Raw genomic sequence first — 21,686 nt, 5'->3', positions numbered from 1 at the left:
AGGCGCATTGGACCAATCGAATGGAGTTGCGTCCGACGCCCGGTCGATTTAAGTCAGCATTGCTGACCTTTGTGAGCCGTCATGACCCTCGACGCCTTCCTTGCCCTTTTGGTCTATGCCTTCGTGACCTCGATCACGCCGGGGCCGAACAACCTCATGCTTTTGGCGTCGGGCGTCAATTTCGGCATCGTCCGGACAATCCCGCATATGCTGGGCATCAGCATCGGCTTTTGCGTGCTGTTGCTGGCCGTCGGTTTCGGCCTCGGCGCGGTGCTGACGGCGTTTCCGGCGCTGCACACGGCACTCAAGATCGCCGGCGCCGCCTATCTTCTCTACCTCGCCTGGAAGATCGCCATGTCGCGCTCCCTCAGCGCCAAGGGCGAGGTGGAGGCCAAGCCGATGCGCTTTATCGATGCCGCCGCCTTCCAGTGGGTCAATCCCAAGGCCTGGGTGATGGCGATCACGGCCATGGCCGTCTACACCAACGCCGACCATCCATTCCTGTCGGTGGTGTTGATCGCTTTTGCCTTCTCGCTGGTCAATTTGCCAAGCGTGTCGATATGGGCGGGTTTCGGCACCGCGCTGCGCGGTTTCCTGTCCGATCCGGTGCGGCTGAAATGGTTCAACATCGCCATGGGCGTGCTGCTCGCAGCGACCCTTTGGCCGATGCTGAAATAGGATGTGCTTGATGTTCAGGTAAGGCTCGCCGGACCTGAATCTCAACCACATCCTGGCTGGCTTTCCGACTCCTGAGCCGGCTGCCCATTCATTGTGCAGTGCACATTAAATCTTCGTAATGCCGCGTTTTGGCCCTTTTCCGACAAAGGCGTGTCCTATCTATTTCCGCAAAATCGCGGCAAGGCGCCGTGATTTGCGGTAGAATGAGACCACCGGGTTCGGCGTGTCGGATCATAGGGCTTGTAGTCGATGCGCGGGAAAGTCGTTCTGGCGGTGGTAGTGGCGGCGGCCTGTGTCGCAGCGGCGTGGGTCTATTTTTCGCCGGCGGCGATGAGCAGTTTGCAGCAGATGCTGCCGGGCGCCAAGCAGACAGCGGCGGCGGACAAGACTTCGGCTGACAAGGCTGCGGGCAAATCCGGCGCCGGCGCCGCCCGTTCGGCCTCGATCGTTTCGGCCACCGCGACAACGGCCGATTTCCCGATCCGCCGCTATGCCATCGGCTTCGTATCCTCGCCGGCCGTGGTCAACATCAATGCGCGCGTGTCCAGCCAGATCGTGTCGATCGACGTCAGGGACGGGCAGATGGTGAAGACCGGCGATCTGCTGTTCTCGCTCGACGACCGGTCGCTGAAGGCGCAACTGGCCAAGGACCAGGCAACGCTGGTCAAGGACCAGGCGATGCTGGTCAGCGCTCAGGCCGATCTGCAGCGCGCCAAGGACCTGGTCGCCAAGCAGGCCGGCACGCAGCAGACCTACGATCAGGCGCTGGCCGCGCAAAAGGCGGCGGCCGCAACCATTGACGCCGACAAGGCGACGATCGATGCCGATACCGTCCAGCTGAGCTACGCAACGATCACGGCGCCGATCTCGGGCCGGCTGGGCGCCGTCAATGTCTCGGTTGGCGACCTCGTCACCGTCAGCAACGGCAACAGCACCACGGCGACGCCGCTGGTAACGATCACCCAGATCGATCCCCTGCAGGTCAACTTCAACCTGCCGGAAAGCAATCTGGCGCTGCTGCACAAGGCGCTGGCCAACCCGCAGCAGGGCGCGGTCACGCTGACCAAGGACGGCGACCCGACGCCGATCGGCAAGGGCACACTCGACTTCGTCGATTCCAGTGTCGACACCGCCTCCGGAACCATTGCGACGCGGGCAAGCATACCCAATGCCGATCTGTCGCTATGGCCCGGACAGTATGTGAACGTCATCCTTGACGCCGGCATCATGCCGCAGATGACCTCGGTTCCGACGGTCGCGGTCCAGCCCAGCCAGAAGGGCCCCTTCGTCTATGTGGTCAAGCCGGACAACACGGTCGAGATGCGGCCGGTGCAGGTGGCGCTGACCGAAGGCGAAAACAGCGCCATCAGCGAGGGCGTCAAGTCGGGCGAGAAGGTGGTCGTCGAGGGCCAGACCAGGCTGAAGGACCGCGCCGCCGTGCATGAGGGCAAGGCGGCTGGCGGGGATCAGGCCGCGCCAAAGGTCGCGCAAGCCGACAAGGCGGGCGGGACACAGCCATGATTTCCGAATTCTGCATACGCAGGCCCGTCGCCACACTGCTGATGTCGTTCGCCCTCGTGCTGGGCGGGCTGTTTGCCTATAAATTCCTGCCCGTGGCGGCACTGCCAAGTGCTGAATTTCCGGTCGTCAACGTCTCGGCGTCGCTGCCCGGCGCTTCGCCCGAAACCATGGCGACCTCGGTGGCGACGCCGTTGATCAAGCAGTTCGCGACGATCGCCGGCATCGATTCGATCTCGACCACCAACTCGCTCGGCCAGACCTCGATCGCCATCCAGTTCGTGCTCAACCGCGACATCGACGCGGCCGCCGCCGACGTGCAAGCGGCGATCGCCCGTACACAGAAATCGCTGCCGCCGGAGATGACCTCGCCGCCGAGCTACCGCAAGGTCAATCCGGCCGACGCGCCGATCCTCTTGATGTCGCTGGTCAGCGATACGGTTCCGTTGACCGATCTCGATGCATTCGCCGAGAACGTCATCTCGCCGTCGCTGTCGACCATCGACGGCGTCGCGCAGGTTTCCATCTACGGCCAGCAAAAATACGCCGTGCGCATCCAGATCGATCCGACCGCGCTTGCCGCGCGCGGCATTTCGATCGACCAGCTGCAGACGGCGATCGCGTCGGCCAACAGCAACACGCCGCTCGGCGTCTTGCAGAACGACAAGCAGCAGCTGACCATCACCGCCAACACGCAACTCACCAACGCCGCAGGCTTCTCCAACCTGATCATCGCAACCAAGGATGGTCACCCGGTGCGGCTGGGCGAAGTGACCCGCGTCGTCGATTCGGTGCAGACCACGACGACGGCGAGCTGGTACGACGGTACGCGCGCGATCATCATGGCCGTGCAGCGCCAGCCCGACGCCAACACGGTCGACGTCGTCGACAAGGTCAAGGCGATGCTGCCGTCCTTCCAGGACCAGATGCCGGCCGCCGCCCAGATCAAGCTGCTCAACGACCGTTCGACCTCGATCCGCCAGGCCGTCGACGATGTGCAGTTCACGCTGCTTCTGACCATCGCGCTGGTGGTGATGGTGATCTTCGTCTTCCTGCGCCGGGTGACGGCAACCATCATCCCGGCCGTGGCGGTGCCGATCTCGCTGATCGCCACGCTCGGCGCGATGTTCCTGTTCGGCTTTTCCATCGACAACATATCGCTGATGGGCCTGACGCTTGCCGTCGGCCTCGTCGTCGACGATGCCATCGTCATGCTGGAGAACATCTTCCGCCACATGGAGGAGGATGGGCTGTCGGCCTTTGACGCATCGCTGAAAGGCGCACGCGAGATCGGCTTCACCATCATCTCGATCTCGATCTCGCTGGTGGCGGTGTTCATCCCGGTGCTTTTGATGGGTGGTGTCATCGGCCGCATCTTCAACGAATTCGCCGTGGTGGTGACGGTCGCCATCCTGGCGTCGATGTTCGTGTCGCTGACGCTGACGCCGATGCTGTGCTCGCGGCTGCTGTCGGTGACGAAAGCCGATCGCGACAAGCATGGCCCTGGCCACAAGCAGGACTTCATCACACGCGGCTATGACCGGCTTCTCACCTTCTGCCTGCGTCACACTTTCCTGGTGTTCCTCGTCTTCATCGGAACCGCGGCAGGCTCGGTCTGGCTGATCGAGGTGTCGCCGAAGGGCTTCTTCCCGCAGGAGGATATCGGCCAGATATCGGTGACGACAATCGCGCGCCAGGACATCTCGTTCGACGCCATGTCGAAGCTGCAGGGGCAGGTGGCCAGTGTCTTTTCGCATTCGCCCTATGTCGATCATGTGGCGTGGTCGGCGGGCAGCGGCAGCAATGCGCTCAACCAGGGGCAGCTTTTCGTTCAGCTCAAGGGCAAGGACCAGCGCCCCGATATCGAGAAGGTGCTTGCGGATCTAAGGCGGCAACTGGCCGGCGTGGCGGGTATCGAAACCTACATGCAGCCGGTGCAGAACCTGCGGCTTGGTTCGCGGTCATCGGCCAGCGCCTACCAGCTGGTCGTGCAAGGCCTGGATACCGGCCAGACCGACATCTGGGCGCAGAAGCTGAATGACGCGATGGCGGCCGACCATGCGAATTTCACCGACGTCACCAGCGACCTGCAGAACAATGCCCTGCAGGCATCGCTGGTGGTCGACCGCGACAAGGCCGCCCAGCTGGGCATCGACACCGACACGCTGCGCTCCGCCCTCTATGGCGGATTCGGCACCGACCAGGTTTCGACAATTTTCGGTTCGGCCGACAGCTATGAAGTCATCACCGAGCTCGATCCCAACATCGAATGGTCGCCGGAGCGCATGCTCGCCATCCAGATGAGGACGGCGAGCGGCAGCCTGGTGCCGCTCGGCGCTTTTGCCCGCGTCGACCGCACGGCCGGCGCCCTGACCGTCAACCAGCTCGGCCAGCTTCCGGCGGTGACGATCTCCTACAATCTGCCGCAGGGCGTATCGCTCGGCGACACGGTGACCCGCATCGGCCAGCTCAAAGACCAGATCGGCATGCCGAAGGAGATCTCGACGAGCTTTGCCGGCACCGCCAAGACCTTCCAGGATTCGCTGGCCAACCAGGGCCTGCTGATCGGTGGCGCCATCCTGACCATCTATATCGTGCTCGGCATCCTCTATGAGAGCTTCATCCATCCGCTGACCATCTTGACCGGCCTGCCTTCGGCGGTGCTCGGTGCAGTGGTGGCGCTGCGCTTTGCCGGCATGGACCTGTCCGTCATCGCGGTGATCGGCATCCTGATGCTGATCGGCATCGTCAAGAAGAACGGCATCATGATGGTCGACGTCGCGCTGGAACTGCGACGAGACGGCATGTCGGCGAAGGACTCCATCCACAAGGCGTGCCTGATGCGGTTCAGGCCGATCATGATGACGACGCTGGCAGCATTGATGGGCACGTTCCCGATCGCGCTCGGCACCGGCGCCAGTGCGGAACTGCGGCAGCCGCTCGGCGTCGCCGTTGTCGGCGGTCTGCTCGCTTCGCAGGCGCTGACGTTGTTCGTCACACCGGTGATCTACGTCTATTTCGAGAATTTCTCCGGCTGGCTGATGAGCTTCTTCTCCTCGAAAAAGAGCCGGCCGGCGCTGCATGCTGTCGAGAGCGGCGAGCAGGGCTCGCTGTTTGGTCCCGAGGACCGGCTTGTCGAACCGCAAAAGGCCGCCGCCGAATAGGCAGCGGCCCGTGGCCCAAGCTGTCATGCTTGCCGAGTCGTTCCGGCAATCCTAATCTGCGGTCATGTCCCACGATCATGACCACGACAACGAGCTCGACCCATTTGCGGCGCGGGTGCGCGCGCTGGAAACCATCCTCACTGAAAAAGGCCTGATCGATCCGGCGGCGATCGATGTCATCGTCGACACCTATGAGACCAAGATCGGGCCGCGTAATGGCGCCAGGGTGGTCGCGAAAGCCTGGAGCGACCCGGCCTATGCCGACTTGCTGAAGCGCGATGCGACGGAGGCGATCGCCTCGCTGAGTTACACCGGCCGGCAGGGCGAACACATGCAGGCCGTGTTCAACACGGAGGAGACGCATAACCTCGTCGTCTGCACGCTGTGCTCCTGCTATCCGTGGTCGGTGCTTGGCCTGCCGCCGGTCTGGTACAAGGCGCCGCCCTATCGCTCGCGGGCGGTGATCGATCCGCGCGGCGTGCTGGAGGAATTCGGCCTGACCTTGCCGGCGGAGAAAAAGATCCGCGTCTGGGATTCGACCGCTGAGCTGCGCTATCTCGTGGTGCCGATGCGGCCTGAAAACACCGACGGCTGGAACGAGGAACAGCTAGCCGAACTGGTCAGCCGCGATGCGATGATCGGCACAGCGCTGGCGAAGGAGCCGGCATGAACGGGCCGCAGGATCTCGGCGGGCAGATGGGCTTCGGGCCGGTCGCGCCGGAGAAGGACGAACCGTATTTCCATGCCGATTGGGAGAGGCGAGCGCTCGGCGTGACGCTGACGGCCGGCGCCATGGGCGCCTGGAACATCGACGAAAGCAGGCATGCGCGAGAATCGTTGCATCCGGCCGTCTACTATTCGTCGAGCTACTACCAGATCTGGATCAGGGCGCTGGAGGTCCTGCTCAAGCGCCACGGCTTTATCAGTGAGCGCGATCTGGCCGAGGGCCGGGCTGTCGATCCGGCAGCAACACCCAAAAGGGTGCTGAAGGCAGAAAACGTCCCGGCTGTGCTGGCCAAGGGCGGACCTTGCGACCGGCCGGTTGCGACACCGGCGCGGTTCAAGGCAGGGCAGGCCGTGCGGACGAAGAATTTCAATCCCACCGGCCATACGCGCCTGCCGCGGTATGCGCGCGACAAGCAGGGCGTGATCGAGGCTGTGCGCGACGGTTTTGTCTTCCCCGACAGCAACGCGCATGGCAAGGGCGAAAACCCGCAATGGGTCTATACGGTGGTGTTCGACGGGGCCGAAATCTGGGGCGAGGGCGCCGATCCGACGCTCAGCGTCTCGATCGATGCCTGGGAGAGCTATCTTGAGCCGGCCTGAAGGCGCATTGCCTAGAGGTTTCGACGAGCCGGTCTTCGCCGAGCCGTGGCAGGCGGAAGCTTTTGCGCTGACCGTTGCGCTGCACGACAAGGGCCTGTTTTCCTGGAGCGAATGGGCAGATGCCTTATCAGCCGAAGTGAAGAAGCCGGGCGCCGCAAGCGACGGTCATGACTATTACGAGCACTGGCTGGCGGCGCTGGAAAAGCTGCTTGCGGCCAAGGGCGTCGCCGGAAAAAGCGATGTCGACACGCTAGCCGCCGCCTGGGAACGCGCCGCGCACGCCACACCGCACGGCAAGCCGATCCTGTTGGAGAACGATCCCGGGCCCTGACGGCAGGCTATGTGCTTCCGGACCCAAGGGGGTCAGTTTATATTTCCGTTACCCCAGTTCGGGTTTCGTATTGGCGCTCGGTTGCAAATATTGAGGCTGCCTGCGACCATGCAACCGTGATGAAAATATCCGGCGCGCCATGGCCTTTGCTGCAAATCGCGATCGAGCCGAAGAAGAAGGCCGATGAGGAGAAGCTGCGCATTGCTCTCTCGAGGCTTGCCGATGAGGACCAAGACCTCCGCGTCACACGGGACGAGGAATCTGGACAGACGATTATCTACGGCAGGGACGAGCATCACCTGGACGTCATCGCCTACCGCCTGCTTCAAGAGATCGCCTTGAATTTCGGCGCGCCACAAATGGCCTATCGCGAGACGATCACCTACGCCCGCGAGCAGGACTACACGCATAATAAGCAGTTCGCCGGCCAGAGACAGTTCGCCCGTGTCAAAATCCTGTTTGAGCCAAACGGGCACGACCCAGACTTCGTGTTTACGTCGAGGGTTCCCGACGGTGCCGTTCCTGACGAGTATGTTGCCGGGGTCGAAACGGGGCTGCGCACCATGCTGCGCTCGGGTCCCTTTGCCGGCTTCCCGATAATCGGGATGAAGGCGACGCTGGTTGACGGTGCCTATCACCAAACCGACTCTTCGGCTTCCGCTTTCGAGATCGCCAGCCGCGCCTGCTTCAAGGAAGCCGCCCCAAGGCTCGGCGTGCAACAGCTCGAGCCGATCATGAAGGTTGAGGTAGTGACGCCGCAGGATTATGCCCGAGACATCGTCGGCGATCTGAAAGGCCGCCGCGGCAAGATCGAGAATCAAGAAACCAGCAGCATGGGCGTCATCGTCAACGCGACGGTGCCACTCGCCAATATGTTCAAGTTGGAGGATGCGCTCCGATCGTATTCCAAAGGGCAGGCACGGGTGAGCGTCAACTATGCCGGATATGCTCCTGTTCCTCCCGCGACCCGCGACCTGCCACCCCCGGTAGGTGCCTATGTCTGATTGCGCGTCATCCGCAGCTGAATTTTCAAACCGGCGCGGGATAGTTTGTTCTCTTTACGTTCCTAATTCCGACTGATAGCCTGGGCTATCGAAGATGGCCGCTTTGTCACCGACAACCGTCGATATGACGGCCAATCTTGTCTTTCGCTTGCGAATCCGGTCTGTCGCACTGATGGAATTTTCTCCCCAACAGGATGAGGCCTTGAAAGCGGTCGGGCGCTGGCTCAAGGAGGGCAGGCCGCAGATCTTCCGGCTGTTCGGCTATGCCGGCACCGGCAAGACCACGCTGGCGCGCTATTTTGCCGAGCATGTCGACGGGCAGGTGCAGTTCGCCGCCTTCACCGGCAAGGCTGCGCAAGTGCTGCGCTCCAAAGGGGCGGTCAATGCCCGTACCATCCATTCGCTGATCTACCGGCCGAAAGGCGAGGAATCGGTTGCCGACGAGGTGACCGGCAAGACCTCGATGTCGCCGACCTTCTCGCTCAACCGGCAAAGCCCGATTTCGCGCGCCAAGCTCGTCGTCATCGACGAGTGCTCGATGGTCGACGAGCAGCTCGGCCGCGACCTGATGAGCTTCGGCACGCCGATCCTGGTGCTTGGCGATCCGGCGCAGTTGCCGCCGATCTCGGGCGGCGGCTTCTTCACCGAACACGAGCCGGATGTGCTGTTGACCGAAATCCACCGCCAGGCGCGCGACAACCCGATCATCCAGCTGGCGCTCGACGTGCGTGAGGGTCGCGAGTTCATGCGTGGCGACTACGGGACCGCGCAGGTGATCGGCAAGGAGGACGTCACCCAGGAGCTGGTGCTGAAGGCGGACCAGGTGCTGGTCGGCACCAACCGCACGCGGCGCCGCTACAATCAGCGCCTGCGCGAGCTGAAGGGTTTCAATGCCGATTATCCGCAAGCCGGCGACAAGCTGGTCTGCCTGCGCAACGACCCCGCCAAGGGCTTGCTCAACGGTTCGCTGTGGAAGGTGATGACCTCGTCGCGCGAAACGGTGAAGCCCGGCATCAACCTGCTGGTCTCGCCCGAAGAGGACGATCCCGACCGCGGCGTCGCCAAGATCAAGCTGCTCAAGTCGGCGTTCGAGGATCCGGACGCCGATATCCCCTGGCAGCAGAAGAAGCGCTTTGACGATTTCGACTACGGCTACGCGCTGACCGTGCACAAGGCGCAGGGTTCGCAGTGGAACGACGTCGTGCTGTTCGACGAGAGCTGGGCCTTCAAGGAAACCCGCCAGCGCTGGCTCTACACCGCCATCACCCGCGCCGCCGAGCGGCTGACCATCGTTAGATAGCTGGCGTCAGGTAGCAGCTGGCGTAGCAGGGCTGAGTGGCGTCGCGCCAAGCCATTGCCAGGCGTCCGCTTCATCCTCGACCTTGAAATGCCTGAACTCGATGGGAGATGCAGCGGGGAGGAAGCTCTGCGCATCCGCTATCCAGTTCGGCTCGCCGATCGTCGCGCAGCGAGCGACATGCTCCAGGGCGTGCACCGTGCCCTGTTTCAGCGTCTCGTCGGCGACATCCGCCCAGTCGACGCCCTCGTGATCGACCAGCCGCATCAACACGTCGATTCGCGGGTGAAGCGCGTAGGCGGCCTCCAGCAATCCAAAAAGATTTTCACCGTCTGCCGCCGAGACATGGCCGACAACGTCGATGGCGAAAAGATCCTCACGGTCGGTTTCGATACGGCGGATCGCCGGCACGGATTGGAGAAAATTCATTGGCTGGGCCTCCCTCTGCGAGCAGATGTCATGACTGGAACACCCGAAACCCCCTGTCTGTTCCCGTCAAAGGCAGTATAGATGCGCTGCACAAACAGCCGGACCTCACGCCATGCCCGCAAAACTTTCCGTCAATCTCAACGCCATCGCCATGCTGCGCAACCGCCGCGACCTGCCATGGCCGAGCGTCACCGGGCTCGGCCGTCTGGCCCTTGCCGCCGGCGCGCACGGGCTGACGGTGCATCCGCGGCCGGACGAGCGCCACACCAGGCATTCCGACTTGCCTGAGATCCGTGCGCTGATCGACGACGAGTTTCCCAAGGCGGAGTTCAACATCGAGGGCTACCCTACGGAAGATTTTCTGGCGCTTGTGGAAAAGCACCAGCCGGAGCAGGTGACACTGGTGCCCGACGATCCGGCGCAGGCGACCTCAGACCATGGCTGGAACTTTGCCGCCGAGGCCGCGTTCCTCAACCCGATCGTCAAGCGCCTGAAGAAGGGCGGCTTTCGGGTGTCGCTGTTTTCGGATCCGGATCCCGCTGGCGTCAATGCCGCGCGCGACACCGGCGCCGACCGCATCGAGCTCTATACCGGGCCTTACGGCAGCTGCCATTCCGATTCCGCCAAGGCGCAGAAGGAACTGGAAAGATTGGGAAAAACCGCGGATGCCGCGCTCGCGGCCGGGCTCCAGGTCAATGCCGGGCACGATCTGGTGGTGAACAATCTGCCGGCATTGGCAAAGCGCATTCCGGCATTGGCCGAAGTGTCTATTGGACATGGGTTGACAGCCGATGCGTTGGAGTATGGCATGGCCGGTACGGTGGGGCGGTTCCTTAGGGCATGCGGATGGTAAAGGGCAGATGGCTGGCATTACCGCATATCAGCCATTACGTGAGGGGCTCTTGATATTGCATCGCAGCAAGCGTAGAGCACCGCGCGCTTATCGGAGTGTCGTCCATGGCCCTTACCAATACTGGTAGTGAGGCAGAACCCGTCGAACAATCGAGCCATCCCGAAATCGAACAGCATAGCACCAAGGTGCTGATGCTGGGCGCGCTCGGCGTGGTCTATGGCGACATCGGCACCAGCCCGATCTACGCGTTCCGCGAGGCGCTTGTGGCGTCGTCCGGCGGCGAAGTTGCGGACCGCGGCGATATTCTGGGTGTGTTGTCGCTGATCATCTGGTCGCTGACGATCATCGTCACCATCAAATACATCATGTTCGTGCTGAGGGCCGACAACCGCGGCGAGGGTGGCGTGCTGTCGCTGATGGCGCTGGCACGCGGCAGTTTCCCGACGCGTTCGGCGCTGATCCTGGCCATCGGCATTGTCGGCGCGTCGCTGTTCTTCGGCGACGCCGTCATCACGCCGGCGATCTCGGTGCTGTCGGCCGTCGAAGGCATGAATGTCGTCACCCCGGCCTTCCAGCCCTATGTCGTGCCGCTGACGCTGGTCATCCTGGCGATCCTGTTTTCGGTGCAGCGCTTTGGAACCGGCGGCGTGGCGCTGATCTTCGGACCGATCACCGCGGTCTGGTTCCTGGCCATCGGCCTTTCCGGCCTGAATCACATCATCGCCGATCCGGAAATCCTGTGGGCGGTCAGCCCGCACTACATCGTCGCCTTCCTGATCAATTCGCCCGACGTCGCCTTCGTCACCATCGGCGCCATCTTCCTCGCCGTCACCGGCGCCGAGGCGCTTTACGCAGATCTTGGCCATTTCGGCCGCAAGCCCATCGTGCTGGCGTGGCTGGCGGTGGTGTTTCCCTGCCTGCTGCTCAACTATGCCGGGCAGGGCGCTTTCGTGCTGGCCAAGAACGGCGTGGTCGGCCACCCGTTCTTCGAGATGAACGAAGGTTGGACGCTGATCCCGATGGTGGTATTGGCAACCGCCGCGACGGTGATTGCCAGCCAGGCGGTCATCTCCGGCGCCTTCTCGCTGACCCGGCAGGCTGTGCAGCTCAACATGCTGCCGCGCCTCGAAATCCTGCATACGTCGGAACGGCAGTCCGGCCAGATCTACATGCCGCGCGTCAATTTGTTGCTGGCGCTGGTGGTGATGCTCTTGGTTGTCGGCTTCGGCGAATCGAGCAAGCTGGCCTCCGCCTACGGCATCTCGGTCACCGGCAACATGCTGGTGACGACGGTGCTGCTCTTCGTCGTCATGACGCGCATCTGGAAATGGCGCCTGTGGGTGGCGGTGGCGATGACGGCGGTGTTCGCGTTCATCGACATCGGCTTCTTTGCCTCCAACATCGTCAAAGTGTTCGAAGGTGGTTGGGCGTCGCTGGCGGTGGCTTTCGCCATCATCATGGCGATGTGGACCTGGGTGCGCGGCAGCCGCTACTTGTTCGACAAAACCCGCCGCAACGAAATTCCGCTCGATTTCCTCGCCGGCAATCTGCTGAAGAAGAAGCCGCAGCTGGTGTCCGGCACCGCGGTCTTCCTGACCAGCGATCCGCAAAGCGCGCCGACCGCGCTGATGCACAGCCTGAAGCACTACAAGGTGCTGCACGAGCAGAACGTCATCCTCTCGGTGGTGACGGCGCCGCAGCCGCTGGTGCCCGACAGCGAGCGCGTCAAGATGGAGGCGGTCAACGATCTGTTCATGCGGGTGACGCTGACCTTCGGCTATATGGAGCAGCCCAACATTCCGCGCGCGCTGGCGATCTGCCGCAAGCAGGGCTGGAAGTTCGATATCATGACGACGTCGTTCTTCCTGTCGCGGCGCTCGCTCAAGGCATCGCCCAATTCCGGCATGCCGGTGTGGCAGGACAAGCTGTTCATCGGGCTGGCCCGCACGGCGGCCGACGCGACGGAGTATTTCCAGATCCCCACGGGGCGCGTGGTCGAGATCGGCACGCAGGTGGCGATCTGACAGAAAAGGCCGTGCCCGAAGGTACGGCCTTTGACGTTTTGCGCTACGGCGTCGTTCTAGCCAGCCAGTGCGGCCTTGTTCGCTTCGAGAAACTGCTTCAACGTTTGCGGCTTGCGGCCGGACAGCGTCTCGATCGCGTCGGTCACCATGGCGATGCGACCGGAGCGCGTGTTGACGTCGAAGAACACGACGACGTCAGCGAAATCCTCGGGAACGCCGGCTGCCTTTACACCTTCGCTCAGCGCCTCATCCGGAACCTGGATGACTTCCAGCGGCTTGCCGGTAACCTCGCTTACCAGCGCGGCAATCTCGGCCGTGGTGTAGGCATGCGGGCCGGTCAAGGTGTAGGTCATGCTGTCGGTCGAGCCGGAAGCAAGGCCGGCGGCGATCGCTGCTGCCATGTCGTCGCGTGCGCCGTGGGCGATGCGGCCTTCGCCGGCGGACGTATACCAGCGTCCCGAGGCGATCGCGTGCGGCAGTGCCAGGAACAGGTTCTCCTGGTACCAGCCGTTGCGGAAGATCGTATAGGGAATCCCGCTCCCCTTGATGGCCTGCTCGGTGCTGTAGTGGTCATCGGCAAACAGGACCGGCGATACCGGCTCCGGATTGGGCATCGAGGTGTAGAACAAGTGCGAAACGCTGGCGTTTTTGGCCGCGGCGACGGCATTTTCGTGCTGCTTCAGGCGCCTGCCGCTTTTGAGATCGAGATCGCCCGTCGAAATGATCAGCACCTTGTCGGCGCCCTTGAATGCGGATTCCAGCGAGGCCGCGTCGTTGAAGTCGGCGGCCCTGACGACAACGCCGCTCGCCGCCAGATCAGCCAGGCTTTCGGGATTACGCGTGGTGGCGATGATCCGCGCCGGTGGAATTTTATGAGTGTCCAGGAGATAGCGGATGACGCCGCGGCCAAGCTGGCCGGAGGCGCCGGTGACGAGAAGGGTTTCGGTCATCGGGAGATCCTGATTTTGCGCCGAGGTGGCGGGTGCTCTGGTGGTCTCAAAAAGAGACCAGCACTAAAATAGGAATTGACCCGGTGCCGTAAAGAAGGCAGTTTTTTGGGAGGTAGGCACGCGCAGGGAACCAGCCATGGACGGCAAGGTCATCAATCTGAAATCGAAGATGGAGATCTACAAAGCGATCAGCGACGGCGGCAATATTGCCAATTGTCCGGTTCGTGATGTCATCCAGGGCGTCAGCGGCAAATGGAGATCGCTGCTGATGATGGCATTGGCTGAACAACCCTATCGCTTCGGCGAGTTGCGGCGCCTTGTGCCCGACATTTCGCAGCGCATGCTGACCCAGACGCTGCATGATTTGCAGCGCGATGGCTACGTGCATCGTGAGGTGTTCCCGACCAAGCCACCGGGCGTTGAATACAGCCTGACCGATCTCGGGCGCTCGATGTTCGGCGCCTTTCATCAATTGATCTTGTGGGCCGAGCTCAACCACGATGCAGTGCGCAAGGCACGTGCTGCCTTCGACGCCGGTGGTTGAATTTTTGGCGCATGCCGCAATGGCTTGATTTGGCAGGGTCGCTGAAGGATTGTCCGGCCATTGGTTGGGCGGGCAATGGAAAAATCTCTCGACATCGCGATTGCCGGCGCCGGCCCGGCAGGGCTGGCCACAGCGCTCTATCTCAAGCACGCCGGGCATAACGTCACCATCTTCGAACGTTTCGAGGAGCCGAAGCCGGTCGGCTCCGGCCTGATCCTGCAACCGACCGGCTTGAGCGTGCTCGCCGATCTCGGCCTGCTCGACGACATATTGGCGCTGGGCAGCCGCATCGAGCGTTTGCATGGCGCGGATGCCACCACTGGCCGCACCGTGCTCGCCGTCCGCTACGATGCGCAGCCCGGCGGTCGCTTCGGGCTGGCGGTGCACCGGGCGGCGCTGTTCAACGTATTGTTCCACGCCGCACAGCGCCAGGGCATCGCCATCGAAACCGGCGTCGAGATCGAGACGCTGGTGGTCGGCGAGCGGGCGAGCCTGGTCTTCGACACTGGCCGCAGGGCGGGGCCGTTCGACCTTGTTGTCGACGCCAGCGGCTCGCGCTCGAAACTGCGCCAGAGCCTCAACGATCCGGCCGAGCCCCGGCCGCTTGCCTATGGCGCGTTCTGGGCATCGCTCGGCTGGCGCGACGGGTTTGACGAGAACGCGCTGCTGCAGCGCTACGACAAGGCGAGCGTGATGATCGGCGTGCTGCCGATCGGCAGGCCGCAGCCGGGTGCCGAAAGAATGGCGGCGTTCTTCTGGAGCCTGAAGCCGGCGGATGTCGAACAGGTCCGGGCCGCGGGCCTCGACGCCTGGAAGGCGAGGCTGATCTCGCTATGGCCGGCGTGCGAAGCGTTCACCAGCCAGATCGACAGGTTCGACCAGCTGTCGCTCGCCCGCTACGGCCATCACACTATGAGGCTGCCGGCGGGACGGTGTCTGGCAGTGATCGGCGACGCCGCGCATTCGACCAGCCCGCAGCTCGGGCAAGGGGCGAACATGGCGCTGCTCGATGCGGCAGCACTCAGCCATGCCTTGGCACAAGCGGACAGTGTGGAGGCAGCGCTGGAGACCTATGCCAAGGCGCGGCGATGGCATGTCCGGATCTTCCAGTTGCTGTCGCTGGCGCTGACGCCGTTCTACCAGTCGGACGGCACCATGCTGCCCTTCTTCCGCGACAGGCTGGTGGCGACCATCGCGAAAATCCCGCCAGTGCCAGGCGTGCTTGCCTCGATGGTGGCGGGAACGCTGATCGATCCGTTCAGGCGGATCGGGCTAAAGGAGGTGCACTGGCGAGATCATCCGGCTGGATCAGGGTCGAGAGAAACGAATTTCTCGCCCGCAGGAATTGACGCAGGCGTTGCGGATAGTCTGGCGCCACCGCGCCCTTGACCGAGGCGCGTTCGCTCAACGCCTTGCGCCAGGCCTGAACCAGCGGCTTGCCGTCCAGCATGCCGAAACCGCCGATCCGGTCAAAGGCGTCAAAATAGCGGAAGACCGGGCCATAGACGGCATCGACGAGGCTAAAGCGCTCGCCGTTGAACCACGGTCCGGCCTGGTCGGCCAATTCGTTCTCCAGACGATCGAACATCGCCGACAACGCGCTGGACTCGGCCAGGAAGGCTGCCTCTGTCGACGCCGAGTAGAAGCGGCCGATGGCGTTCAGCGTCGCCGAACCGAACTCGATCCAGGCACGGTGCCGGGCGCGGGCGTAAGCGTCGGCCGGGTGGAGGGGATTGCCTTGCGTCTCCTCCAGGAATTCGAGGATGACGGCGGATTCGAAGATCACCGTTTCCTTGCCATTTGCCCGCACGATGAGCAACGGCACCTTGCCCAAAGGCGAGATCGCTTTGAACCAGTCCGGCTTGTCGGCGAGGTCGATGGTGACGCGCTCGAACGGCACGCGCTTCTCGGTCAGCGAGATCGCGGCGCGCTGGACATAGGGGCACAGATGATGGCTGACGAGAGTGAGCTTGCCAGTCATTTCATTCTTCTCTGGCATGTCACTCACCCCAGACATAGTTCAATGCGCCGTCCTCGACGCGCGTCGACAGGAACAGCAAGCGGGACGCTTTTGGCGCCGGGCCTTCGAGCCGGTCGCCTGATGCCATGTCGAAGGCGGCGCCATGCCATTGGCAGACCAGCCGGCCATCCTTGCAGTCGAGCGGCCCGCCGAAATGCAGACAGACATTGGCGGCAGCGCGGATGCGCTCGCCGCTGCGCCAGACATGGACCTCGCGGCCGAAGAACGGCGCGATCAGGCTGCCCGTCTGCGGGACGTCGGCGACTTTGCAGATTTCGTGTCTCATGGGATTCCTCGGGTGATTGATGCGGTTGCATGTATATAGATGCAGATGCATTAATCGTCAAGCTTGATGCAATTGCATCTATCGCCTAGGATCGCCCCTATGACCAAAACAGCCACGCCATCGCCCGACGCCATCAAGGCCTGGGCGCGCCTGATGCGGGTTTCGCGCCAGCTCATCGAGCAGGCCGAGGAAGCCTTGAAGGATAGCGGCTTGCCGCCGCTGGACTGGTATGACGTGCTGCACGAGCTTGCCGAGGCGGGCGAGGGCGGGCTGCGGCCGTTCCAGCTGACAGAGCGCACTCTGTTTGCGCAGTACAACATCTCGCGGCTGCTGGTGCGGCTCGAAACCGACGGACTGGTCGAAAAACTGAAGGTCGCCGATGACGGCCGCGGTCAGACCATCCGCATTTCGGCCAAGGGTCGCGAGACCCGGCGGCGGATGTGGGCCGTCTACGGACGCTCGATCGCCGAACTGGTCGGCGACAAACTCTCTGCGGACGAGTTGAGCGCGGTGTCGGCGTTGCTCGGCCGTCTGCGCTTGCCGCCGGTTGCGGATTGATCCGTCCGACAAGATCCGGCCGATGTCAGGCCAGATGGCTGCCCCAGAGAAAGGCCAGTGTCGCCAGCACGCCCAGTCCGGCGCGCACCAGGTGCAGAGTGCTCCATTTGACGATCAGGGCTCTGGCTTGCGGATTGTCGGCGCTCGCGTCCATCGCCTCCAGCAGCTTGTTGGGTGGCATCATGATCATCAGCGTCCACGGCCAGGGCAGGATGATCAGAATTGCGCCGAGCAGAAAGACGAAGCCACCGGTCTGCCACCAGGCGATCAAGCCAAGAAGGCAGGCAACAATGGCAATCGAGGCCTGCATGGCCGCGCCGCGCTTGTAAGAAGGCTGCCATTCCTTGAGCAACGCCTTGTCATCGAGGCCAAGCCGCGCCGGCTGCTCTGCGACGCTGACATAGATGGCGGCGCCGGAGAACACGGCGGCTACCGTCAAGGCGAGCAATCCGACCAGCATCTTCTTCCCCCAGCAAACGGTCCAGCGGCGAACCGTTGAGACAGAAATAGGGCTTGCAAGGCTGAGTGCAATACGGCATAGAGCGGTGAACCGTAACGTACGGTACGGCTTGCTGCAATTGTCGGCTTGCCTGCCGCCGAGGAACGACCGTGTTGCAGGCAAGCGCCGACATCGACACCAGCGCGACGCTGACGGAGCGGCAGAAGGCCGTTCTGGACGCGGCCTTGCGCCTGCTGGTCGAGGAGGGCGACAATCTGACGATGACCGCAGTTGCGCGCCGCGCCAGCTGCTCCAAGGAAACGCTCTACAAATGGTTCGGCGACCGCGACGGCCTGTTGACGGCGACGGTGCAGTGGCAGGCCTCGAAGGTGCGCGTGGTGCCGGTCGACGGCGAGAGGCTCGATTTTGCCTCGCTGACGGCAAGCCTTGAAGGCTTTGCCGCGGACTGGCTGAAGGTGATTTCGAGCGACACGTCGATTGCCTTGAACCGAGTGGCAGTCGGCCATGCCGGATCCGGCAAGGACGATCTCGGCGCCATCGTGCTGGAGAATGGCCGCTTTGCGCTGGCCAGGCGGCTGAAGCCGGTGCTGCTTGCCGGCAAACAGGCCGGGCTGCTCGATTTTACGGATGCCGAAACGGCATTCCGCAGCTTTTTCGGGCTGGTCGCCCGCGATGTGCAGATCCGCCTCCTGCTCGGCGATCGGCTGGAATTGACTGAAGCGGCGATTGGCGGCGATGCCGTCCGGGCAACGCAACAGTTTCTCGCTCTTTTCGGAGCAAAAACCGGCCGTAGGGCCACTGATCTATAAAACGGGAAGGAAGACCAAAATGCGTGTCTATTACGATCGCGACGCCGATCTCAACCTGATCAAGGGCAAGAAAGTCGCCATCATCGGCTATGGCAGCCAGGGCCGGGCGCATGCGCTCAACCTCAAGGATTCCGGCGCCAAGGAGATCGCCATCGGCCTCAAGGCCGGTTCCGCGACCGCCAAGAAGGTCGAGGCCGACGGGCTCAAGGTGATGAGCGTGGCGGACGCCGCCAAATGGGCCGACCTGATGATGATGGCGACGCCCGACGAATTGCAGGCCGACATCTACAAGAACGAAATCGCGCCAAACATCCGCGACGGCGCAGCGATCGCCTTCGCGCACGGCCTCAACGTGCATTTCGGCCTGATCGAGCCGAAATCGACCGTCGACGTCGTCATGATCGCGCCGAAGGGCCCCGGCCACACGGTGCGCGGCGAGTACCAGAAGGGCGGCGGCGTGCCATGCCTGGTCGCCGTCAACCAGGACGCGTCGGGCAATGCGCTCGATCTCGCTCTGTCCTACGCCTGCGGCGTCGGCGGCGGCCGTTCGGGCATCATCGAGACCAATTTCCGCGAGGAATGCGAGACCGATCTGTTCGGCGAGCAGGTGGTTCTGTGCGGCGGCCTGGTCGAACTGATCCGCGCCGGTTTCGAAACGCTGGTGGAAGCCGGTTATGCGCCGGAAATGGCCTATTTCGAGTGTCTGCACGAGGTCAAGCTGATCGTCGACCTGATCTACGAAGGCGGTATCGCCAACATGAACTACTCGATCTCGAACACAGCCGAATGGGGTGAATATGTCTCGGGTCCGCGCATCATCACTGCCGAGACCAAGGCCGAGATGAAGCGCGTGCTGAAGGACATCCAGACGGGAAAATTCACCTCGGAGTGGATGCAGGAATACCGCGCCGGCATGTCTCGGTTCAAGGGCATCCGCCGCATGAATGACAGCCACCAGATCGAGGAAGTCGGCGCCAAGCTGCGCGCCATGATGCCGTGGATTTCGAAGAACAAGCTCGTCGACAAGGCCAAGAACTAATCCGCAATTTTAGGATTGCGACGAAGCCGGCGGAGCGATCCGCCGGCTTTTTCATGCTGGCTTCGGTCAGCTGGTACAGATATCAGCCATAGTGCCAGTGCGGCTTCGGCGCGGTGCCGGTGAACTCGACGCCGATGCGGTCGTCGCGGCGCCAGCGCACGACGGCCTTGTAGCCGATGCCGTCGATCGGCACATAGAGCAGAAATTCGTCCGGCACGCGCGCGTCGATCGGCACTTTCAGCTCGGCGCCGCCGGCATGCATGTTGCGCACCGTGCACTTGACCTCGGAATTGGTGAGGCCGAGCAGGATCGTCGCGCCTTTCAGCACGCGCTGCCGGTGTTTGTTTCTCAACTCGTTGTCGGCCATGACGGCTTGTCCTTCGCGACCAGACTGGGCGCGATCGTCAGATGGGGGGCACGGTATCATGGATAGACCGAGCCGATAAACAGGTGGTTAGCGGCAAGACATCCAGCGCTCCCCCCCAGAACGAAAACGGCGCCGCGATGGGCGGCGCCGTCATGCATTGTCGCTTATAGTTCAGCTATAGGGCGACCAGCATTGCTGGCGCGGGCCATTGTAGGGCTGGAACGTGTTATCCCAGGCCCGGTAAGACCGGTAGCGGTCGTAGCACCACTGGACATGGGCGCTGGAAAGGCGCTGCGTGCGATAGTAGCGGCGGGGCGCCGGCTGCACGTAGTAGCCGTTATTGTAGTAGCCGTTGTTATAATAGCCGTTATTGTAGATGCTGCCGAGTCCGAGACCCAGGCCGAGGCCGAGAACTGCGGCGGCGCCGGTATCGAAATCGCGGCCGTGACGGTGGCGATGATGACGCCAGCGCCAATTGTCGCCGCCATTCCAGTTGTCGTTGTTCCAGTTGCCTGACCGGGCAAAGCGACGGCCGTCATGGCGGCGCCACTGCCAATCGTTGAAGGAGCGGCGGTCATTGCCGCCCGCCCATTCGTCGCGGACCGGCGTGATCGTCGGGGCAGCAGTGCTTGTCGGCACCGACAGGTTTGGCTGCGGGATCGGGCCGGCGGCGGACGGCGCCGTGAGACCCGAGACGAGACCGAGCGCTATCAGCCCGGATTTGACGGTGGAAGAAAAGAGCGAGTTCATTGCACTCTCCAAGAGATACAGGCCCCACGCCCGGAAGACCCCAGGAAGTGGCCTATTGATGGACCTTTGCATCTGAACGGAGGATGAACGGAAAGGTTCCCTGGCGAGCAAGGGCGAGGCCCTTGTTTTCGACACCGCTTGCGGGCAAAGGTCACGGCCATGTCGCTGCGCCTCGCCACCTTCAATGTCGAAAACCTGATGAACAGGTTCGATTTCTCCGGCTACCGCAATCAGCTCAACGAAGACCGTACGCTGGCGCTTTTCGACATCCAAAGCGAGGCCGAATACAAGATGCTGGAGCAGGCGCGTGCGATTGCACAGTCCGACGACACGCGCCAGCTGACGGCGCTCGCCATCGCTGCCACGCGCGCGGACATCATCTGCATGCAGGAGGTCGACAATATCGAGGCGCTGAAGGCCTTCGAATACGGCTATCTCTTCAAGATGGTGGGTGAGGGCTACCGGCAGAAATACACCACCGCCGGCAATGACTCGCGCGGGATCGACGTTGCCGTGATGATGCGTAACGAGACCGCGCAGGGACAGCCGATCGAATTCGTGCGCATGACCAGCTATGCCTATGCCACCTTCGAGCAGTTCGGCCTGTTCACGCCGGAGCTGGCCGAACTCGGGTATCAGGCCAATGAGCGCATCTTCCGGCGCGATTGCCTGGAGGTCGACGTCAAGGTCGGCGGCGTGCCGTTGACGCTCTATCTCGTGCATTTCAAATCGATGGGCTCGCCACGCAACGGGCTCGACGGGCGCGAAGCGACGATGCCGCTGCGCCTCGCCGAGGCGCAGGCAGTGCGCCGCATCATCGAGGAGCGCTTCAGCAAGGACCATGCAGCTGACAAGCGCTGGGCGATCTGCGGCGACATGAACGACTACCGGCAGCGGGTGAAGATCGAGGGCGACGCCTTCGATGGCTACCGCTTCCAGGTGATAGACGAGAGCCAGTCCTGCCTCAATGTGCTGACCGCCGGCGGCTTTTGCGAGAATGTCGTCGAGCGCCGTCCGGAGATGGACCGCTGGAGTTTCTACCACACGCGCGGGCCGCAGGAGCGGCATCTGTGCCAGCTCGACTACATCCTGCTGTCCAAGGGGCTGGCGGCGAAGAATGCGACGGCCGTTCCCGACATCATCCGCAACGGCCAGCCCTGGCGCACCATATTTCCGGCCGGCCAGGCGGTGGAGCGTTTTCCGCGCGCCGGCTGGGACCGGCCGAAGGCCTCGGACCATTGTCCGGTGGCGATCACTTTGGATATGGCCTGAGTGGGGG

Annotated in this window: 22 protein-coding genes and 1 pseudogene; 16 read left to right on the top strand and 7 right to left on the bottom strand. The window is 62.9% G+C overall.

Features of this window, described 5'->3' with window-relative positions; genetic code table 11:
• The first annotated feature begins 81 nt into the window (after nucleotides 1-81).
• The 8 genes from AC1D1N_RS08520 (at nucleotide 82) to AC1D1N_RS08485 (ending at nucleotide 9,321) form a co-directional block, all read left to right on the top strand.
• Complete coding sequence (locus tag AC1D1N_RS08520; protein ID WP_477347862.1) at nucleotides 82-678, top strand: LysE family translocator; 597 nt, start codon at nucleotides 82-84, stop codon at nucleotides 676-678.
• A gap of 249 nt (nucleotides 679-927) precedes the next feature.
• Nucleotides 928-2,199: an efflux RND transporter periplasmic adaptor subunit gene (locus AC1D1N_RS08515; protein ID WP_477347860.1), complete on the top strand. Its 1,272-nt coding sequence runs from the start codon at nucleotides 928-930 to the stop codon at nucleotides 2,197-2,199.
• Complete coding sequence (locus AC1D1N_RS08510; protein WP_477347858.1) at nucleotides 2,196-5,360, top strand: efflux RND transporter permease subunit; 3,165 nt, start codon at nucleotides 2,196-2,198, stop codon at nucleotides 5,358-5,360. Before AC1D1N_RS08515 ends, AC1D1N_RS08510 begins: the two co-directional genes overlap by 4 nt.
• 64 nt (nucleotides 5,361-5,424) lie before the next feature.
• Complete coding sequence (gene nthA, locus AC1D1N_RS08505; RefSeq protein ID WP_477347856.1) at nucleotides 5,425-6,030, top strand: nitrile hydratase subunit alpha; 606 nt, start codon at nucleotides 5,425-5,427, stop codon at nucleotides 6,028-6,030.
• Nucleotides 6,027-6,686, top strand: coding sequence for a nitrile hydratase subunit beta (gene nthB / locus AC1D1N_RS08500; RefSeq protein ID WP_477347854.1), 660 nt, complete (start codon nucleotides 6,027-6,029; stop codon nucleotides 6,684-6,686). Before nthA ends, nthB begins: the two co-directional genes overlap by 4 nt.
• Nucleotides 6,673-7,017 carry a nitrile hydratase accessory protein gene (locus AC1D1N_RS08495; RefSeq protein ID WP_477347852.1) on the top strand — a complete coding sequence of 115 codons (345 nt, stop codon included), beginning with the start codon at nucleotides 6,673-6,675 and terminating at the stop codon, nucleotides 7,015-7,017. The genes nthB and AC1D1N_RS08495 overlap by 14 nt, the downstream gene beginning before the upstream one ends.
• A 119-nt stretch (nucleotides 7,018-7,136) precedes the next feature.
• Nucleotides 7,137-8,021 carry a translation factor GTPase family protein gene (locus tag AC1D1N_RS08490; protein ID WP_436260552.1) on the top strand — a complete coding sequence of 295 codons (885 nt, stop codon included), beginning with the start codon at nucleotides 7,137-7,139 and terminating at the stop codon, nucleotides 8,019-8,021.
• Between the two features lie 172 nt (nucleotides 8,022-8,193).
• Nucleotides 8,194-9,321 (top strand): ATP-dependent DNA helicase, encoded by a 1,128-nt coding sequence (locus tag AC1D1N_RS08485; protein ID WP_477347850.1) that lies wholly within the window; start codon nucleotides 8,194-8,196, stop codon nucleotides 9,319-9,321.
• Nucleotides 9,322-9,327: 6 nt separating this feature from the next.
• Here AC1D1N_RS08485 and AC1D1N_RS08480 read toward each other — a convergent pair whose 3' ends face one another.
• Nucleotides 9,328-9,747 (bottom strand): SpoIIAA family protein, encoded by a 420-nt coding sequence (locus AC1D1N_RS08480; RefSeq protein WP_112565036.1) that lies wholly within the window; start codon nucleotides 9,745-9,747, stop codon nucleotides 9,328-9,330.
• 112 nt (nucleotides 9,748-9,859) lie between these two features.
• On the opposite strand from AC1D1N_RS08480, the gene AC1D1N_RS08475 reads away from it, so the two are divergent.
• Both AC1D1N_RS08475 and AC1D1N_RS08470 read left to right on the top strand, forming a co-directional pair.
• Nucleotides 9,860-10,600, top strand: coding sequence for a pyridoxine 5'-phosphate synthase (locus AC1D1N_RS08475; protein WP_477347848.1), 741 nt, complete (start codon nucleotides 9,860-9,862; stop codon nucleotides 10,598-10,600).
• A 104-nt stretch (nucleotides 10,601-10,704) separates the two neighbouring features.
• The gene (locus AC1D1N_RS08470) at nucleotides 10,705-12,624 is read left to right on the top strand and encodes a potassium transporter Kup (protein WP_477347846.1); all 1,920 of its coding nucleotides are present in this window, start codon (nucleotides 10,705-10,707) and stop codon (nucleotides 12,622-12,624) included.
• Nucleotides 12,625-12,680: 56 nt separating this feature from the next.
• On the opposite strand, the gene AC1D1N_RS08465 is transcribed toward AC1D1N_RS08470, so the two are convergent.
• Complete coding sequence (locus AC1D1N_RS08465; RefSeq protein WP_477347844.1) at nucleotides 12,681-13,574, bottom strand: SDR family oxidoreductase; 894 nt, start codon at nucleotides 13,572-13,574, stop codon at nucleotides 12,681-12,683.
• Nucleotides 13,575-13,710: 136 nt separating this feature from the next.
• Here AC1D1N_RS08465 and AC1D1N_RS08460 point away from each other — a divergent pair, with 136 nt between their 5' ends.
• A complete protein-coding gene (locus AC1D1N_RS08460; RefSeq protein WP_436260547.1) occupies nucleotides 13,711-14,118 on the top strand; it encodes a winged helix-turn-helix transcriptional regulator in 408 nt (135 codons plus the stop codon).
• Nucleotides 14,119-14,193: 75 nt separating this feature from the next.
• Nucleotides 14,194-15,414, top strand: a pseudogene (locus AC1D1N_RS08455) (FAD-dependent oxidoreductase); the annotation flags it as partial.
• On the opposite strand, the gene AC1D1N_RS08450 reads toward AC1D1N_RS08455, so the two are convergent.
• The gene (locus tag AC1D1N_RS08450; protein WP_477347842.1) at nucleotides 15,377-16,117 is read right to left on the bottom strand and encodes a glutathione S-transferase family protein; all 741 of its coding nucleotides are present in this window, start codon (nucleotides 16,115-16,117) and stop codon (nucleotides 15,377-15,379) included. The pseudogene AC1D1N_RS08455 and the gene AC1D1N_RS08450 overlap by 38 nt on opposite strands.
• Nucleotide 16,118: 1 nt before the next feature.
• Nucleotides 16,119-16,424, bottom strand: coding sequence for a Rieske (2Fe-2S) protein (locus AC1D1N_RS08445; protein ID WP_477347841.1), 306 nt, complete (start codon nucleotides 16,422-16,424; stop codon nucleotides 16,119-16,121).
• Nucleotides 16,425-16,523: 99 nt separating this feature from the next.
• On the opposite strand from AC1D1N_RS08445, the gene AC1D1N_RS08440 reads away from it, so the two are divergent.
• Nucleotides 16,524-16,982: a MarR family winged helix-turn-helix transcriptional regulator gene (locus tag AC1D1N_RS08440; RefSeq protein ID WP_477347839.1), complete on the top strand. Its 459-nt coding sequence runs from the start codon at nucleotides 16,524-16,526 to the stop codon at nucleotides 16,980-16,982.
• 25 nt (nucleotides 16,983-17,007) lie between these two features.
• On the opposite strand, the gene AC1D1N_RS08435 is transcribed toward AC1D1N_RS08440, so the two are convergent.
• A complete protein-coding gene (locus tag AC1D1N_RS08435; protein ID WP_477348840.1) occupies nucleotides 17,008-17,439 on the bottom strand; it encodes an anthrone oxygenase family protein in 432 nt (143 codons plus the stop codon).
• A 155-nt stretch (nucleotides 17,440-17,594) separates the two neighbouring features.
• Between AC1D1N_RS08435 and AC1D1N_RS08430 the strand changes: the two genes are divergently transcribed.
• Nucleotides 17,595-18,251 carry a TetR/AcrR family transcriptional regulator gene (locus tag AC1D1N_RS08430; protein WP_477348838.1) on the top strand — a complete coding sequence of 219 codons (657 nt, stop codon included), beginning with the start codon at nucleotides 17,595-17,597 and terminating at the stop codon, nucleotides 18,249-18,251.
• Between the two features lie 19 nt (nucleotides 18,252-18,270).
• Complete coding sequence (ilvC, locus tag AC1D1N_RS08425) at nucleotides 18,271-19,290, top strand: ketol-acid reductoisomerase (protein ID WP_023757108.1); 1,020 nt, start codon at nucleotides 18,271-18,273, stop codon at nucleotides 19,288-19,290.
• Nucleotides 19,291-19,372: 82 nt separating this feature from the next.
• Here ilvC and AC1D1N_RS08420 read toward each other — a convergent pair whose 3' ends face one another.
• Both AC1D1N_RS08420 and AC1D1N_RS08415 read right to left on the bottom strand, forming a co-directional pair.
• Nucleotides 19,373-19,657 (bottom strand): PilZ domain-containing protein, encoded by a 285-nt coding sequence (locus tag AC1D1N_RS08420; protein WP_112565056.1) that lies wholly within the window; start codon nucleotides 19,655-19,657, stop codon nucleotides 19,373-19,375.
• Nucleotides 19,658-19,828: 171 nt separating this feature from the next.
• Complete coding sequence (locus AC1D1N_RS08415; RefSeq protein WP_477347837.1) at nucleotides 19,829-20,407, bottom strand: BA14K family protein; 579 nt, start codon at nucleotides 20,405-20,407, stop codon at nucleotides 19,829-19,831.
• Nucleotides 20,408-20,566: 159 nt separating this feature from the next.
• Between AC1D1N_RS08415 and AC1D1N_RS08410 the strand changes: the two genes are divergently transcribed.
• Nucleotides 20,567-21,679 (top strand): endonuclease/exonuclease/phosphatase family protein, encoded by a 1,113-nt coding sequence (locus AC1D1N_RS08410; RefSeq protein WP_436260542.1) that lies wholly within the window; start codon nucleotides 20,567-20,569, stop codon nucleotides 21,677-21,679.
• Nucleotides 21,680-21,686 lie beyond the last annotated feature (7 nt).

This window comes from Mesorhizobium sp. P2_B5 (assembly GCF_056404775.1).
The sequence above is the reverse complement of the archived record's forward strand: the minus strand, read 5'-3'. Positions and strand labels throughout refer to the sequence as shown.